A 16,123-nucleotide genomic window follows, 5' to 3' on the forward strand; every position below is an offset into this window, starting at 1 on the left:
TAGATACCCTTACGGTTTGCCGTGGGGGTCAGCATTTTTGATTAACGCCTGCCGTAAGGTAGGTCATTTGGAAGCATGCATATGGCTACGATTCATGTAGACGGCAAAGAATACGACGTAAACGGGGCCGACAACCTGTTACAGGCTTGTCTCTCCCTGGGACTCGATATTCCTTACTTTTGCTGGCATCCGGCGCTGGGAAGCGTCGGCGCTTGCCGCCAATGTGCGGTAAAGCAATACCAAAACGCGGACGACACGCGTGGGCGTTTGGTGATGTCCTGTATGACGCCAGCCACCGATGGAACCTTTATTTCCATTGATGACGGTGAAGCCAAAGCGTTCCGTGAGAGTGTGGTTGAATGGTTGATGACTAACCACCCACACGATTGCCCGGTCTGTGAAGAAGGGGGGAACTGTCATCTGCAAGATATGACAGTGATGACCGGCCACAGTTTCCGCCGCTATCGCTTTAGCAAACGGACTCACCAAAATCAGGATCTCGGCCCGTTCATCTCTCATGAAATGAACCGCTGTATCGCCTGTTATCGCTGTGTACGTTATTACAAAGATTATGCTGATGGCACTGACTTTGGTGTCTACGGTGCGCATGACAACGTCTATTTTGGTCGCACCGAGAGCGGCACGCTGGAAAGCGAGTTCTCCGGTAACCTGGTAGAAGTGTGCCCGACCGGTGTATTCACCGATAAAACTCATTCCGAGCGTTATAACCGTAAATGGGATATGCAGTTCGCGCCAAGTATCTGCCAGCAGTGCAGCGTAGGGTGTAACACCAGCCCTGGTGAACGTTATGGTGAATTGCGCCGTATCGAAAACCGCTACAACGGCAGCGTGAACCACTACTTTATGTGTGACCGCGGCCGCTTTGGTTATGGCTACGTCAATCGCAAAGACCGCCCACGTCAGCCGCAGCAATTGCGTGGCAATGACTGGATCCACCTGAACGCCGAACAGGCGATGCAAGGTGCAGCGGATATTCTGCGTCAGGCGAAGAAAACCATCGGTATCGGTTCACCGCGTGCCAGTTTGGAAAGCAACTTTGCATTGCGTGAACTGGTGGGGGCGGAAAACTTTTATACTGGCATCGCCGCCAGCGAACAACAACGCCTGCAACTGATGCTGAAAGTCCTGCAAGAAGGCGGAGTTTATACGCCTTCACTGCGCGAAATTGAAAGCTACGATGCGGTGCTGATTCTGGGTGAAGATTTAACTCAGACCGGTGCACGTATCGCGCTGTCTGTGCGCCAGGCCGTGAAAGGCAAAGCACGTGAAATGGCCGCCGCACAGAAAGTGGCTGACTGGCAGATTGCTGCCATCATGAACATCGGCCAGCATGCCAAACATCCGCTGTTTATCACCAACGTTGATAACACGCGTATGGATGATATCGCGGCATGGAACTATCGTGCGCCAGTGGATGATCAGGCCCGGTTAGGTTTCGCCATTGCGCATGCATTGGATGAATCTGCGCCTGCGGTAGCTGACTTGGATCGTAATCTGAAAGGTAAAGTGGATATCATCGTGCAAGCCTTGGCGGGTGCGAAGAAACCACTGATTATTTCCGGCAGCAGTGCTGGCAGTGATGCCATCATTGAAGCCGCCGCCAACGTGGCGAAGGCCCTGAAAGGCCGTGGTTCGGATGTCGGTATGACTTTCGTGGCCAGCGCAGCTAACAGCATCGGCCTTGCTATGATCGGTGGTGGTTCTCTGGATCAAGCATTGGAGTCGTTGACCCAAGGTGATGCAGATAGCGTTATTGTGATGGAAAACGATCTCTATCGCCACGCGGCGAAAGATAAAGTTGATGCGGCGCTGGATAAAGTGGCCAACCTGATTGTGGTTGATCACCAACGCACCGCCATTATGGATAAAGCGAACTTAATTCTGTCAGCGGCCAGTTTTGCTGAAAGTGATGGTACGCTGGTCAATCAGGAAGGCCGCGCTCAGCGCTTCTTCCAGGTTTATGACCCAACCTATTATGACGACCCGAAAAAACCGGAAAACAACAGCATCATGCTGGAAAGCTGGCGTTGGCTGCACTCGCTGCATTCAACTTACACCAGCCGCCACGTGGACTGGACACAGCTTGATCATGTGATTGCTGCCTGTGTTGCAGCATTGCCGCAGTTGGAAGGGATTGTTGAAGCCGCACCCGATGCCAGCTTCCGTATCCGTGGTCAGAAACTGGCTCGTTCGCCAATCCGCTACAGTGGCCGTACTGCCATGCGTGCGGATATCAGTGTACACGAACCGCGCCAACCGCAGGATATCGACACGCCGTTTGCTTTCTCAATGGAAGGGAACAACAGCCCACTGGCTGACCGTCAGCAGATCCCATTTGCCTGGGCGCCGGGCTGGAACTCACCGCAAGCATGGAACAAATTCCAGGCTGAAGTGGGCGGTAAGCTGCGCTTTGGTGATCCGGGTATTCGCTTGATTGAAGCAGGGGAGGGAACGCTCGGTTACTTTGATTCTGTACCCGCCGCCTTTACTGCTAACGGCGAAAACTGGCAGATTGCCCCTTACTATCATCTGTTTGGTAGTGAAGAGATGTCTCAGCGTTCAGATGTCATCCAGCAGCGCATGCCAGCACCTTATGTGATGGTCAATCCTGCTGATGCGGCTCGTCTCGGGGTTAACCTCGGTACGTTGGTCGAGTTCAACTGTGCCGGTCAGACCTTACGTCTGCCAGTGCGTTTGAGTGAAACCTTGGCTCAGGGTCAGGTCGGCTTGCCGCTTGGCTTACCGGGTATTCCACCGATTATGGTGGGTGCGCGCGTTGAGAATCTGCGGGAGGCAGTACTATGAGCTGGTTTACCCCTGAATTGATTGAGATTTTAATCTCTGTCCTGAAAGCGGTAGTGATTCTGCTGGTCGTGGTGACTTGCGGTGCATTTATGAGCTTCGGCGAGCGTCGCTTGCTGGGCTTGTTCCAGAACCGTTACGGGCCAAACCGTGTTGGTTGGGGTGGGTCATTGCAGCTGGTGGCTGACATGATCAAAATGTTCTTCAAAGAAGACTGGGTACCGCGCTTCTCCGACCGGGCTATCTTTACCTTGGCACCGGTGATTGCCTTTACCTCGCTGCTGCTCTCTTTTGCCATCGTCCCGGTCAGCCCGACCTGGGCGGTTGCGGATCTGAATATCGGTATTTTGTTCTTCCTGATGATGGCGGGGCTGGCGGTATACGCTGTGCTGTTCGCCGGTTGGTCCAGTAATAACAAATATTCTCTGTTAGGGGCGATGCGTGCTTCAGCGCAAACCCTGAGCTATGAAGTGTTCCTCGGCCTATCCTTGATGGGCGTAGTGGCGCAGGCGGGCTCATTTAACATGCAGGATATTGTTAACTCTCAGGAGCACGTCTGGAATGTTATCCCGCAATTCTTTGGTTTTGTGACCTTTGCCATTGCGGGTGTTGCCGTCTGTCACCGTCATCCCTTTGACCAGCCAGAAGCTGAACAAGAGCTGGCCGATGGTTACCACATTGAATATTCCGGTATGAAATTCGGTTTGTTCTTCGTCGGTGAATACATCGGTATCGTGACTGTCTCTGCACTGATAGTCACCTTATTCTTCGGCGGCTGGCAAGGCCCGTTCTTGCCGCCATTTATCTGGTTTGCGTTGAAAACGGCTTTCTTCATGGTGATGTTCATTCTGATCCGTGCATCCTTGCCGCGCCCACGTTATGACCAAGTAATGTCATTCGGCTGGAAAGTTTGCCTGCCGTTGACCCTGCTGAATCTGCTGGCGACTGCCGCGGTCATTTTGTACAACGCTCAATAAGGGGTGAATGAACCATGACGTTAAAAGAGTTAGTGGTTGGTTTCGGCACCCAAGTGCGCAGCCTGTGGATGATTGGCCTTCATGCCTTCCACAAGCGCGAAACCCAAATGTATCCGGAAGAGCCGGTTTACCTGCCGCCGCGCTATCGTGGACGTATCGTGCTGACACGCGACCCCGACGGTGAAGAGCGCTGCGTTGCGTGTAACCTGTGTGCGGTTGCCTGTCCGGTTGGCTGTATTTCATTACAGAAAGCCGAGCACAAAGATGGTCGCTGGTATCCAGAGTTCTTTCGTATCAACTTCTCTCGTTGCATTTTCTGCGGCCTGTGTGAAGAAGCTTGCCCGACCACCGCTATCCAGCTGACGCCGGATTTCGAAATGGGTGAGTTCAAACGCCAGGATCTGGTATATGAAAAAGAAGACTTGTTGATCTCGGGGCCGGGTAAATATCCGGAATATAACTTCTACCGGATGTCCGGTATGGCGATTGACGGCAAGCAGAAAGGCGAAGCCGAAAATGAAGCCAAACCGATCGACGTTAAAGGTCTGATGCCTTAGGAGCCAGCGTCCATGGAATTTGCATTTTATATTGCAGCATTGGTGGCAGTGGTGGCGACTATTCGCGTTATCACTCACACCAACCCGGTACATGCGCTGCTGTACCTGATTATCTCTTTGCTGGCTATTTCGGCCGTGTTCTTCTCACTGGGGGCTTACTTTGCCGGTGCGTTGGAAATCATTGTTTACGCCGGTGCCATTATGGTGCTGTTCGTCTTCGTGGTCATGATGCTGAATCTGGGCAATGTCGAGCAACAAGAGCGTGATTGGCTGAAACCGAGCTTATGGATTGGCCCTGGTTTACTGGCATTGGTACTGCTTACTGTGCTGATTTATGCCATCAGTTCAATCACTGATTCCGGTATTAGCGGTGAAATGGTCGATGCTAAAGCGGTCGGTATTAGCCTGTTCGGTCCTTATGTACTGGCGGTGGAACTGGCGTCAATGCTGCTGTTGGCCGGTCTGGTGGTTGCCTTCCATATCGGGCGCGAACACAAGCCGGGTGAAGTGCTGGGCGCAAGTGAAAGCGCGAAAAGAAAAACGGAGGAACAAGCATGATCCCTCTACAACATGGCCTGATTTTAGCGGCCATTCTGTTTGTGCTGGGGCTGACGGGGTTGATTATTCGTCGTAACCTGCTGTTTATGCTGATAAGCCTTGAAGTGATGATCAACGCGGCGGCGCTCGCCTTTGTGGTGGCGGGCAGTTATTGGGGTCAGGCTGACGGTCAGGTGATGTATATCCTGGCGATCACGCTGGCGGCGGCGGAGGCCAGTATTGGTCTGGCACTGCTGTTACAGCTGTATCGTCGCCGTCATACTCTGAATATTGACACAGTCAGTGAGATGCGCGGATGAACCTATTATATTTAACAATTCTGCTGCCACTGCTGGGCTTCTTGCTGTTGGCATTCTCCCGTGGGCGTTGGTCTGAAAATACCTCTGCCACTGTCGGGGTGGGATCGATTGGTCTGACGGCACTGGTGACACTGTATGTTGCCGTGGACTTCCTCAGTCAGAAAGCAACCGGAGTTCAGGTGTTTAACCAAACACTGTGGAACTGGATGTCGGTCGGTACCTTCAACATTCCGTTGACTTTGACACTGGACGGCTTGTCGCTGACCATGTTGTCTGTCGTCACTGGCGTGGGCTTCCTTATCCACATGTATGCCTCTTGGTATATGCGTGGAGAAGAGGGCTACTCCCGCTTCTTCGCCTACACCAACTTGTTTATCGCCAGTATGGTAGTTTTGGTGCTGGCCGATAACCTGATGCTGATGTATCTGGGTTGGGAAGGTGTGGGTCTGTGCAGTTACCTGTTGATCGGTTTCTACTACACCAATCCGGCTAACGGTGCGGCGGCGATGAAAGCCTTTATCGTGACCCGCGTGGGTGACGTGTTCCTGGCTATCGCGCTGTTTATCCTGTATCAGGAACTTGGCACGCTGAACATTCGTGAACTGATGGTATTGGCACCGCAGAAACTGGAAATGGGCTCTACTGCCATTACCTGGGCGACGCTGATGTTACTCGGTGGTGCAGTAGGTAAGTCGGCGCAGTTGCCATTACAAACCTGGCTGGCCGATGCGATGGCTGGCCCGACCCCAGTTTCCGCACTTATCCATGCGGCCACCATGGTCACCGCCGGTGTCTATCTGATTGCCCGTACTCACGGCCTGTTCCTGATGGCACCAGAAGTGCTTCATCTGGTAGGGGTCATCGGGGCGATCACTCTGGTATTGGCCGGTTTTGCCGCGCTGGTGCAGACTGACATCAAGCGCGTGTTGGCCTATTCCACCATGAGCCAGATTGGCTACATGTTCCTGGCGCTCGGCGTTCAGGCGTGGGATGCGGCTATCTTCCACCTGATGACTCATGCATTCTTCAAAGCCTTACTGTTCCTCTCTTCGGGCTCAGTAATTCTGGCCTGTCACCACGAGCAAAATATCTTCAAAATGGGTGGTCTGCGTAAGACTATTCCATTGGTGTATATCTGCTTCCTGGTGGGTGGCGCAGCGCTGGCAGCATTGCCAATCGTCACTGCAGGCTTCTACAGTAAAGATGAAATTCTGTGGGGCGCATTGGCCAGTGGCCATATCAATCTGATGGTCGCCGGGCTGGTGGGGGCATTCCTCACCGCGCTGTATACCTTCCGTATGATTTTCATTGTGTTCCACGGCGAGCCAAAAACCAAAGCGCATTCGGTCAAAGGGATCACTCACAGCCTGCCGCTGCTCGTGTTGCTGGTGCTATCGACATTTGTTGGTGCGCTGATCACTCCGCCGCTGGCGGGGGTGCTGCCAGAGCTTCATTTTGGTGAAGAGGGCAAAATGCCGCTGGAAATCTTCTCCGGCGTGTTGGTGGTGATAGGTATCGCACTGGCAGCAATGCTGTATCTGGGCAAACGTCAGCTGGTCAACAGCATCGCGCAAAGTGCGCCGGGCCGCTTCTTTACAGTCTGGTGGTTCCATGCGTGGGGCTTCGACTGGCTGTACCATAACGTGTTTGTCCGCCCGTATCTGTGGATTGCAAGATTGTTGCAACGTGATCCGCTGAACTCACTGATGAATACCCCGGCGATACTTTCGCGCTGGAGTAATCGCGGTCTGACCGTCAGTGAAAATGGACAGGTGCGTTGGTATGTCGCGTCTATGGGTTTGGGTGCAGTCGTTGTACTGGCTCTGTTGCTTTTCGTTTAATTAGGGACACAAAACGCCATGCTATTACCTTGGCTAATTCTTATCCCCTTTATCGGCGGCTTACTGTCTTGGCAGTGTGAGCGCTTCGGTACCAGAGTACCGCGCTGGATAGCGCTACTCGCGATGGGGCTGACATTGGTGCTCTCCTTGCAGTTGTGGGTGCAGGGCAACTATTCACTGATGAATCCGGCGGGTATCCCGCAGTGGCAGTCAGAATTCACCTTGCCGTGGATCCCACGGTTCGGCATCTCATTCCATCTGGCATTAGATGGTTTGTCACTGCTGATGGTGGTGCTGACCGGCCTGTTGGGTGTGCTGGCTATCCTCTGTTCGTGGCGTGAAATTCAGCGCAATCAGGGCTTCTTCTACCTGAATCTATTGTGGATTCTGGGTGGGGTAATCGGCGTGTTCCTCGCCATCGACATGTTCCTGTTCTTCTTCTTCTGGGAAATGATGTTGGTGCCGATGTACTTCCTGATTGCTTTGTGGGGTCACAAAGCATCAGACGGTAAAACCCGTATCGCGGCAGCCACCAAGTTCTTCATCTATACCCAGGCCAGCGGCCTTATCATGCTGATTGCCATTTTGGGACTGGTGTTCGTGCACTACAACGCCACCGGTATCTGGACGTTCAACTATGAAGATTTGTTGAAAACCCCGATGTCCCACAATGTTGAATACCTGTTGATGCTGGGCTTCTTTATTGCGTTCGCGGTAAAAATGCCGGTGGTGCCATTGCACGGTTGGTTGCCAGATGCACACAGTCAGGCTCCAACGGCAGGTTCTGTCGACCTGGCGGGGATTTTGCTGAAAACCGCAGCTTATGGTTTGCTGCGTTTTAGCCTGCCACTGTTCCCGAATGCCTCGCATGAGTTTGCGCCAATTGCCATGTGGCTGGGTGTCATCGGCATCTTCTACGGTGCGTGGATGGCCTTCTGTCAGACCGATATCAAACGTCTGATTGCTTACACCAGCGTATCGCACATGGGCTTTGTGTTGATTGCCATCTATACCGGCAGCCAACTGGCTTACCAAGGTGCGGTTATCCAGATGATTGCTCACGGCCTTTCAGCCGCCGGTATGTTCATCATCTGTGGCCAGCTGTATGAGCGCCTGCATACGCGTGATATGCGTCAAATGGGTGGCCTGTGGGGTCGAATCAAATACTTGCCTGCGCTATCGCTGTTCTTCGCGGTAGCAACATTGGGGATGCCGGGTACCGGTAACTTCGTGGGCGAATTTATGATCCTGTTCGGCAGCTTCCAGGTCGTTCCGGTGATTACTGTGATTTCTACTTTTGGGCTGGTTTTTGCTTCGGTTTACTCGCTGATTATGATGCAGCGTGCTTATTACGGCGCGCCAAAATCTGAAGAAGCATTACCGGGCATGAGTGCAAGGGAACTGTCCATCATCCTGCTGTTAGTGGTGTTGTTAGTCTTGCTGGGGGTTTATCCGCAGCCAATTCTCGACACATCCCATGCTGCGATGAGTAATGTACAGCAGTGGTTCAATGCTTCATCTATTATTCCAACAACAAGGCCGTAATTCGCCATGACAATAACTCCTCAACAACTGATCGCAATGCTACCGCTGTTGATCGTCGGATTGACGGTGGTGGTTGTGATGCTGTCCATTGCGTGGCGACGCGATCATTTTATCAACGCCACTCTGACGGTTATCGGGCTTAACCTGGCGCTGCTGTCACTCTACTTTGTCGGCCAGGTCGGGCCGATAGATGTCACACCGCTGATGCGGGTTGATGGCTACGCGATGTTCTACACCGGGCTGGTGATTGTTGCCAGTCTGGCGACCAGCACCTTTGCTTATCCGTGGCTCAATGGCTATCCGGATAACCGCGAAGAGTTCTACCTGCTGGTGCTGATTGCGACTATGGGCGGTATATTGCTCGCTAGCGCCAATCATCTGGCATCGCTGTTCCTGGGTATCGAGCTGATTACCTTGCCGCTGTTTGGTTTGATTGGCTATGCCTATCGCCAGAAGCGTTCACTGGAAGCCAGCATCAAGTACATGCTGTTATCTGCGGCGGCATCGTCATTCCTGCTGTTTGGTATGGCGCTGTTGTATGCGGAATCTGGCAACTTGTCATTCGCCGGTCTGGGCAAAAGCCTGAGCGACTCCATGATTCACCAACCGCTGATCCTGGCCGGTCTGGGGATGATGATTGTGGGTCTTGGCTTTAAGTTATCGCTGGTGCCGTTCCAACTGTGGACGCCGGATGTGTATCAGGGTGCTCCTGCCCCGGTTTCTACGTTCCTGGCAACCGCCAGTAAGATTGCCATCTTTGCGGTGGTGATGCGCTTGTTCCTCTACGCGCCAGTCGCTGACAGTGAAGCGGTGCGTTTAGTGCTCTCGCTGATTGCTGTGGCCTCGATTCTGTTTGGTAACCTGATGGCCATCAGTCAGACCAATATCAAGCGTCTGCTGGGTTATTCCTCTATCGCGCACCTTGGCTATTTGCTGATTGCGTTGGTGGCAGTACAAACCCATCAACTGGCACTGGAAACCGTCGGCGTCTATCTGGCCGGTTACCTGTTCAGCAGCTTAGGTGCTTTCGGTGTGGTCAGCTTGATGTCCAGCCCGTACAAAGGCCCGGATGCGGAATCACTGTTCTCCTACCGTGGGTTGTTCTGGCATAAGCCAATTCTCTCTGCGGTAATGACGGTGATGATGCTGTCACTGGCCGGTATCCCAATGACATTAGGCTTTATTGGTAAGTTCTTTGTCGTGGCAATGGGTGTGAGTGCTAACCTGTGGTGGCTGACCGGTGCTGTAGTATTGGGGAGCGCCATCGGCCTGTATTACTATCTGCGCGTAACTGTCAGCTTGTACCTGAGTGCGCCGGAAACTTTGGTGCGCGATACGCCAAATAACTGGGCATTAACTGCTGGTGGTGTGGTGGTACTAATTTCTGCGATTTTGGTGCTGGTACTGGGTATCTATCCGCAACCGCTGATTTCGTTGGTTCAGTTGGCGCAACCGCTAATGTAATACGGCGTTAAAGCGATAATTCCAACCCCCTGTGAGCTGAAACTTGCAGGGGGTTTTGTTTTATGGGCTGTTTAAGGTTGTTTCAGATGGAGTAGGGTGAAGCCCCGAGGGGAAGAGATGTTTTATTCGGTTACTGTTATGGCCGATTATTTCACTCTATTTTCAAGGATATTTCTGATGCTGTCTTGTCTTTCCTCGTCCAATGTTTCTGTTAACTCTTCTAATAAAAAACTGATCACTATAACTCAATCACCAGAGTACTCTGCTGAAAAAAAGTTATCCAAAAGCAAGCAACTCCAACAAATGGATTCTAATTGTTCTGTCAGTAAGAGCTTAGATAAGACTATTTGTGACTTGGAACGAGTGTTTAACTACGATGATTATGACAAGAAAAAATCTATCTATAAAAAGCTCTGGGATCAAATTGGTAAAAGTGAAGATCACCGTAATTATGTGTTATGGGAAGCTCAAGCAGATAAAGATAAACGCAGCGATGCATTATGCTGTTTTTTGGTTGATCAATCGCGGTTGATAATCGAGGAGCGTGTTTTATATAAATCAGAAAAGGTTGAAAACATTAGGCGAACTGAACTTTGTGAAGAAGTTTTGAGGAAGTTCATCGCCAGAGGAGTGCAGGCGGAAATTGACTCTATTGCAGATATGAAAATTAATTCACTGAATTGGAATGGTAATGAAGAACTTAAAAAACAAGAAAGTACGCTTTCGTTAGTCTCTTATATCTTGGGATTAACCACTAATAAAAAAGAGGGTGCAAAAGATCGTTTAGGTATAGGCCCTATCGCAAGTGTCATAGGCGATATGGTGAATAATGCACGTGGTTTTCTTAAGTCACGTATTGACAACAATCAACCCAATATAGAGGTATTGCACAGAATTACTGACTCTTACTATAGATGTTATTGTGAGAAAGAGAAATTACCAAACGAACAACTTATTAATAACGTGATTAAGGAGGTAAGAGCTAGTGTTAGTAATAGTATTAGTGATAGTCATTTTCCTCCGATTGAAGATCTTCCATATTCTATTGATCCAGAATCTAGTGCGTATAGGATTATTTCTAAGGCCATACTCGATCCCGTCATTCGCGTTATGTTTCAGCAACAGGTGGCGTCAAAAAAACGGTCTAACGCATACCGTGAAAATAATGAGGAGAAGAAAAAGTCCACGTTAGAGATACAAAAAGAATATTTAGTGACTGATGAGACATTAGATTTGAAGAGTAGCCAGATTTATAAAGATGTTAAGAATTATCTACTGAGTATTAATGAAAACCTCACTGAAAATGATATCTCATCATGTGCTAATGATTATTATGAGTTTTTCCGTGAGCAATTAAAGCTTAATGTTCCTTCTCTGGCACAAATTGAGTATTTTCAATCGCTGAATGGCATTCAGAATCAGAATAAACGCAATGGTGTTGTTTTTGATCTATAACAGCAATGTTTATGTGATTTACATCACGATATTAATGCAACGCTATAGTTCGCATCATTTGAAATGTGATTAAAATCGCTAAAATTCCTCTTGGTTCAGGTAAACTGCGCAACTTTCATGCAATGCATTTTCTCTTTTAACCTTTGTTATGCAGGTAAATACGGATGAATATTATTCTGATGATTGCCATTACCACCGGCATTCTCTCAGGTATCTGGGGTTACGTTGCCGTGAGCCTGGGGCTTATTAGTTGGGCGGGTTTTTTGGGCTGTACTGCCTACTTTGCCTGTCCACAAGGTGGCTTAAAAGGTTTGCTGATCACCCTGCTCACCTGCGTGAGCGGGGTGTTTTGGGCGATGATGATTATTCAGGGCAGTGCCTTGCAACCGGAATGGACCATCTTTGGTTATGTTCTGACTGGCCTTGTAGCGTTTTTGATGTGTATTCAGGCCTGCCAGCAGTGGTTATCCTTCGTCCCCGGCACTTTTATCGGTGCCTGTGCCACATTTGCCGGTAATGGTGACTGGAAACTGGTGATTGTCTCGCTGTTGGTCGGGGTGGTGTTTGGCTATGCGATGAAGAATAGTGGGTTGTGGTTGGCGGCGAGAAGGGAGCGGCAAGGAAGGCGTTCCTTAGAACCTTCAGTTGATATTGATTAGAGGATTCTGTTCGGTTGACATGAGATCGGTGTTCGCTTGATCACCAGCCTCAACTTAGAAAGGGGTTACAAGCGCGTAACCCCCCTTGGAGCCCTGCGCTAGCGCACGTCATCATTTCGCTGTTGGGCCGCCACCCTGTGGCCCGTCTCGGTTGAGGCTGGGGAAATTAGGCAATCACCTAACGATTCACAACCGAAACCTGATCAGGTATCTATCAACCGAACCAATAACCTGAACGAATATTAACCAAAATAACATCAAGTCAGATAAGATGATTCGCCACTTTAACCACTATCTTGCGCAGCGGTGCAACGTCACCTAATGTTCCCATTGGGCGGTGCAACTCACCAGGGAACAGTAGGGCGATATCACCCGGAGCCAGAGTTAATAATGTTTCGGTGGTAATGCCTTCAAATAACCCGTAATCCCGTTCGGTATCAAAATCCATTGTAGGGCGCTGGCCCTGAGCTGATGGTGAAGCACCAATCACCTCACTGCCTTCCAGCAGAATATGAATATCAATATAATAACGATGTAATTCAGGTGCTTGCTCATACAATGGCTTAGATGAGGCAATAATATGATTGAGGTAAATCTCACGGTCTTCAATGTCTAATTCACCCGCGGGTAAATTGTCTAAATCCATCTTGCTGATAGCGGCGAGTGTGCGACGAATAGCATCTGGGTAAAGTGGATTATTCACCGCACTTTTCAGTTCATCAAGTATCATAACTATTCCTATATTTCTGCGTATGCATCATGCCCAGGATTTAAGCACAGTGACTGACGTTATTTTCCTGCGCCAGCGCGGCAATACAGTGTTTAACAACACCAGCAATGTCAGGTGATATATTAATTGGAATGATGTCTGGCTCGCGGGAATCAGGGGTTTCCAGTGTTGCGAACTGGCTTTTTAACAGACTTTCCGGCATAAAATGCCCCGCTCGTTGCTGCATTCTGCGTAATACCAAATCGTAATCGCCCGTCAACCACAGAAAGCGAATTCCCTGATTACCCTCGCGTAGACGGTCGCGATACTGTTTTTTCAGCGCCGAGCAGACTAAAAAACCGACTTCATTTTTTTGTTGCAGGCTATATGCCACGTCACTTAGCCGTTCAAGCCACGGAGCGCGGTCACTATCATTGAGCGGCTGACCTGATGCCATCTTTTGGATATTGGCGCGTGGGTGCAGATCATCGCCATCAATAAATTTTGCGTTAAGTGCCTGTGCCAGCGCTTGGCCCACGCAGGACTTACCCGTGCCAGATACGCCCATAATAATAATGCATTTCCCAGACATAACTTTCCTCGGTGCCTGATTAATGAGTCATCTAACTAAAGCAGTTGGTGCTGTGGGTAGGCAGCAAATGAGCGAATCCCGGTGAGCTTACTAAGGTCAGTGATTCGGGCAAGAGAACGCTGCTAACACCCCCCACAGCTTCAAGTACGAAGATTAAACTGCAACTAACATCCCGCCATCAACAAACAGCAGATGACCATTAACAAAGTCTGATGCTTTAGAAGATAGATACACTGCGGCACCAATCAACTCTTCCGGATCCCCCCAACGGGCGGCTGGCGTGCGTTTGCACAGCCAATCGGTAAAAGCTTTATCGTCCACGAGTGCTTTTGTCATATCTGTTTTGAAATAACCAGGGGCAATACCATTGACCTGAATATTGTAACGGGCCAGTTCAACACACATCCCACGAGTCAACATTTTCACTGCACCTTTGGAGGCAGCATATGGCGTGATAGTGTCGCGGCCTAATTCGCTTTGCATTGAGCAAATATTAATAATCTTTCCGCGTTGGCGTTTAACCATATAACGGGAAACTGCTTGTGAAACTAAAAATACGGACTTCTGGTTTACCGCGATTACATCATCCCAATCTTTTTCTGGGAATTCGGTAAATGCATGACGGCGCTGAATACCGGCATTATTAATTAAAATATCGATTGCACCAATATTATTTTCTATTTGCGCAATCGAATCATTCACAGCATCATGGTCAGTCACATTAAATGCTGCAGAATAAGCAACAAAACCGCTTTCACGTAATTCTGCGGCGGCTTTTTCTGCGCGTTCTGCGGTAATATCATTAATTATTATTTCTGCACCAAATTCGGCAAGGCCTTTTGCTAATAAAAAACCAATGCCTTGAGCGGAACCCGTAATTAATACTTTGCGTTTTTCTAACGAAAATAAATTCTTCATAGTCATTCCTGATGGAAATGGCGCTTATTAATCGACATTATAAAATCAATATTATTGAATAATGACAGTGCGAAAACATGTACCTATCAAACCGTTTTCCGCCTTACCAAACTGTGATACAGATCACTTTAATTCATGTTACGACAAGCTGTTACCACTTACGTGAGCGACATCGCCTTGGTGACGATAAATGGGGGCTATTTGTATGGGCTTTACTTATCAATAGGGAGCGTGTTGGTTTAACCTATTGATAATAAGATAACTAAATAATAGGAAGCATGAGTGTTATTGTATTTTAAATCAGTAACATGCTTTTCATTATCTTCGTTAACAGTGCATAATTACTTTTTACTCTAAATAATTCGAGTTGCAGGAAGGCGGCAAGGGAGAGGATCCCGATGAGCTGACTGTGTTGTAAGTGATTCGGGTTATTGAGTGCAGCCAACGTACATGCAGCTTGAAGTATGACGAGTATATTCTTCCCACACTTTTGTTCCAGGTAGATGCCATGAAAAACCAGCGTGTTACGTTACAGGATATCGCGTTACTAGCGGGTGTGACTAAAATGACTGTCAGCCGCTATTTACGCACGCCGGAAAAAGTGGCTACAGAAACCGGTGAACGTATTGCCCAAGTAATGGCTGAAGTCAATTACAGTGCTGATTCGGAAGGCGAAACTAGCCTCAATCAAAAAAGTCCGAGAATCGGTATCTTGGTTCCCTCCTTTAATAACCAGATTTTCTCTGATTTACTGGCTGGCATCGAGTCGGTCACTGCTGCCAGTGGCTATCAAACACTGGTAGTCAACTATAACTACAATAAAGAACGTGAAGAAGAACAAATAGTTAATCTGCTTTCTTGCCAGATTTCCGGGCTGATACTCACTGATTCTGAACATACCTTACGTGCGGACAAATATCTGAATGCTTCAGAGCTTCCGGTCGCGCAAGTGATGGACTTGGAACCCCAATTCAACCGTATTACGGTCGGTTTTAATAATTATCAGGCTGCTTATGATATGACGGCCACGTTACTGGCAAGCGGGAAGCGAAATGTTGTCTATTTCGGCTCAATGTCTGATGTGCGAGATCGTAAACGTTATCAAGGGTATAGCCAGGCAATGACGGACGTGGGGTTTGCACCACTACATATTACGCCTAATAAAGTTTCATCCGTCTCTATTGGTGCTGGGATGTTGGCATTGGCACGACAAATGTATCCGCAAGTCGATGCTATTTTCTGTACCAATGATGATATGGCGGTGGGTGTGTTACAAGAATGCTTGAAATTGGGCATGGCGGTACCAGCAGAAATGGCAATCTCTGGTTTTCATGGGTTGGATATCGGCCAAGCGACCACTCCAGTACTGGCCAGTGTCACCACTCCACGTTTTGAAATGGGTAAAGTAGCCGCTGAAATCTTGATTAAGAAAATAAAAAAAATCCCTACAATTGAACAGGTTGATCTGCATTATCGTATTTCACTCGGTGGAACTATCTAAGATTTCTGCTGTTGCTGAAATACCTCTGCATTACCCGCAACTGCCATTGTGTTATTGAATGGCAGTCAATGTTCGTCTGTGACAACCCGGCATAATAATAATCCTGATATAACAAATTATGCCAATCCATAACATTTTCATTAAGGCATTACATAACTAATTAACGCTGACTTGTTTAGCTGAAACAATTCAGCATTAGCAATGATAGGTCGATCACGTTACCGG

14 protein-coding genes are annotated in these 16,123 nt (G+C 49.0%); 11 read left to right on the top strand and 3 right to left on the bottom strand.

What is annotated here, in order from left to right; all coding sequences use genetic code 11:
• Positions 1 to 81 precede the first annotated feature (81 nt).
• The 10 genes from nuoG (at position 82) to ACF3VQ_RS07040 (ending at position 12,178) form a co-directional block, all read left to right on the top strand.
• Positions 82 to 2,826: an NADH-quinone oxidoreductase subunit NuoG gene (gene nuoG, locus ACF3VQ_RS06995; RefSeq protein ID WP_392434134.1), complete on the top strand. Its 2,745-nt coding sequence runs from the start codon at positions 82 to 84 to the stop codon at positions 2,824 to 2,826.
• Positions 2,823 to 3,800: an NADH-quinone oxidoreductase subunit NuoH gene (nuoH, locus tag ACF3VQ_RS07000; protein ID WP_005159221.1), complete on the top strand. Its 978-nt coding sequence runs from the start codon at positions 2,823 to 2,825 to the stop codon at positions 3,798 to 3,800. Before nuoG ends, nuoH begins: the two co-directional genes overlap by 4 nt.
• Before the next feature lie 14 nt (positions 3,801 to 3,814).
• Entirely contained in the window at positions 3,815 to 4,357 is a 543-nt protein-coding gene (gene nuoI / locus ACF3VQ_RS07005; RefSeq protein WP_005171687.1) for an NADH-quinone oxidoreductase subunit NuoI, read from the top strand.
• 12 nt (positions 4,358 to 4,369) lie between these two features.
• Positions 4,370 to 4,915: an NADH-quinone oxidoreductase subunit J gene (nuoJ, locus tag ACF3VQ_RS07010; RefSeq protein ID WP_392434138.1), complete on the top strand. Its 546-nt coding sequence runs from the start codon at positions 4,370 to 4,372 to the stop codon at positions 4,913 to 4,915.
• A complete protein-coding gene (gene nuoK, locus ACF3VQ_RS07015; protein WP_005159229.1) occupies positions 4,912 to 5,214 on the top strand; it encodes an NADH-quinone oxidoreductase subunit NuoK in 303 nt (100 codons plus the stop codon). Before nuoJ ends, nuoK begins: the two co-directional genes overlap by 4 nt.
• Entirely contained in the window at positions 5,211 to 7,055 is a 1,845-nt protein-coding gene (nuoL, locus tag ACF3VQ_RS07020) for an NADH-quinone oxidoreductase subunit L (protein WP_392434141.1), read from the top strand. Before nuoK ends, nuoL begins: the two co-directional genes overlap by 4 nt.
• A gap of 18 nt (positions 7,056 to 7,073) precedes the next feature.
• Entirely contained in the window at positions 7,074 to 8,600 is a 1,527-nt protein-coding gene (gene nuoM / locus ACF3VQ_RS07025; protein ID WP_392434144.1) for an NADH-quinone oxidoreductase subunit M, read from the top strand.
• 6 nt (positions 8,601 to 8,606) lie between these two features.
• Positions 8,607 to 10,064, top strand: coding sequence for an NADH-quinone oxidoreductase subunit NuoN (nuoN, locus tag ACF3VQ_RS07030; protein ID WP_392434147.1), 1,458 nt, complete (start codon positions 8,607 to 8,609; stop codon positions 10,062 to 10,064).
• Positions 10,065 to 10,241: 177 nt separating this feature from the next.
• Complete coding sequence (locus tag ACF3VQ_RS07035; RefSeq protein WP_392434150.1) at positions 10,242 to 11,519, top strand: hypothetical protein; 1,278 nt, start codon at positions 10,242 to 10,244, stop codon at positions 11,517 to 11,519.
• A 164-nt stretch (positions 11,520 to 11,683) separates the two neighbouring features.
• Complete coding sequence (locus ACF3VQ_RS07040; RefSeq protein ID WP_392434152.1) at positions 11,684 to 12,178, top strand: DUF1097 domain-containing protein; 495 nt, start codon at positions 11,684 to 11,686, stop codon at positions 12,176 to 12,178.
• A gap of 262 nt (positions 12,179 to 12,440) precedes the next feature.
• Here the strand turns inward: ACF3VQ_RS07040 and ACF3VQ_RS07045 are convergent, their stop codons facing one another.
• The 3 genes from ACF3VQ_RS07045 to idnO all read right to left on the bottom strand — a co-directional run bounded on the left by ACF3VQ_RS07045 (position 12,441) and on the right by idnO (position 14,397).
• The gene (locus tag ACF3VQ_RS07045) at positions 12,441 to 12,908 is read right to left on the bottom strand and encodes a YhcH/YjgK/YiaL family protein (RefSeq protein WP_392434155.1); all 468 of its coding nucleotides are present in this window, start codon (positions 12,906 to 12,908) and stop codon (positions 12,441 to 12,443) included.
• Between the two features lie 40 nt (positions 12,909 to 12,948).
• Complete coding sequence (locus ACF3VQ_RS07050; RefSeq protein ID WP_392434157.1) at positions 12,949 to 13,479, bottom strand: gluconokinase; 531 nt, start codon at positions 13,477 to 13,479, stop codon at positions 12,949 to 12,951.
• Positions 13,480 to 13,632: 153 nt separating this feature from the next.
• The gene (gene idnO / locus ACF3VQ_RS07055) at positions 13,633 to 14,397 is read right to left on the bottom strand and encodes a gluconate 5-dehydrogenase (RefSeq protein ID WP_392434160.1); all 765 of its coding nucleotides are present in this window, start codon (positions 14,395 to 14,397) and stop codon (positions 13,633 to 13,635) included.
• A 508-nt stretch (positions 14,398 to 14,905) separates the two neighbouring features.
• Here idnO and ACF3VQ_RS07060 point away from each other — a divergent pair.
• A complete protein-coding gene (locus tag ACF3VQ_RS07060) occupies positions 14,906 to 15,898 on the top strand; it encodes a substrate-binding domain-containing protein (protein ID WP_392434163.1) in 993 nt (330 codons plus the stop codon).
• The last annotated feature ends 225 nt before the right edge of the window (positions 15,899 to 16,123 follow it).

The sequence above is a fragment of the Yersinia fenwicki genome (genome assembly GCF_043099325.1).
GTDB lineage: Bacteria > Pseudomonadota > Gammaproteobacteria > Enterobacterales > Enterobacteriaceae > Yersinia.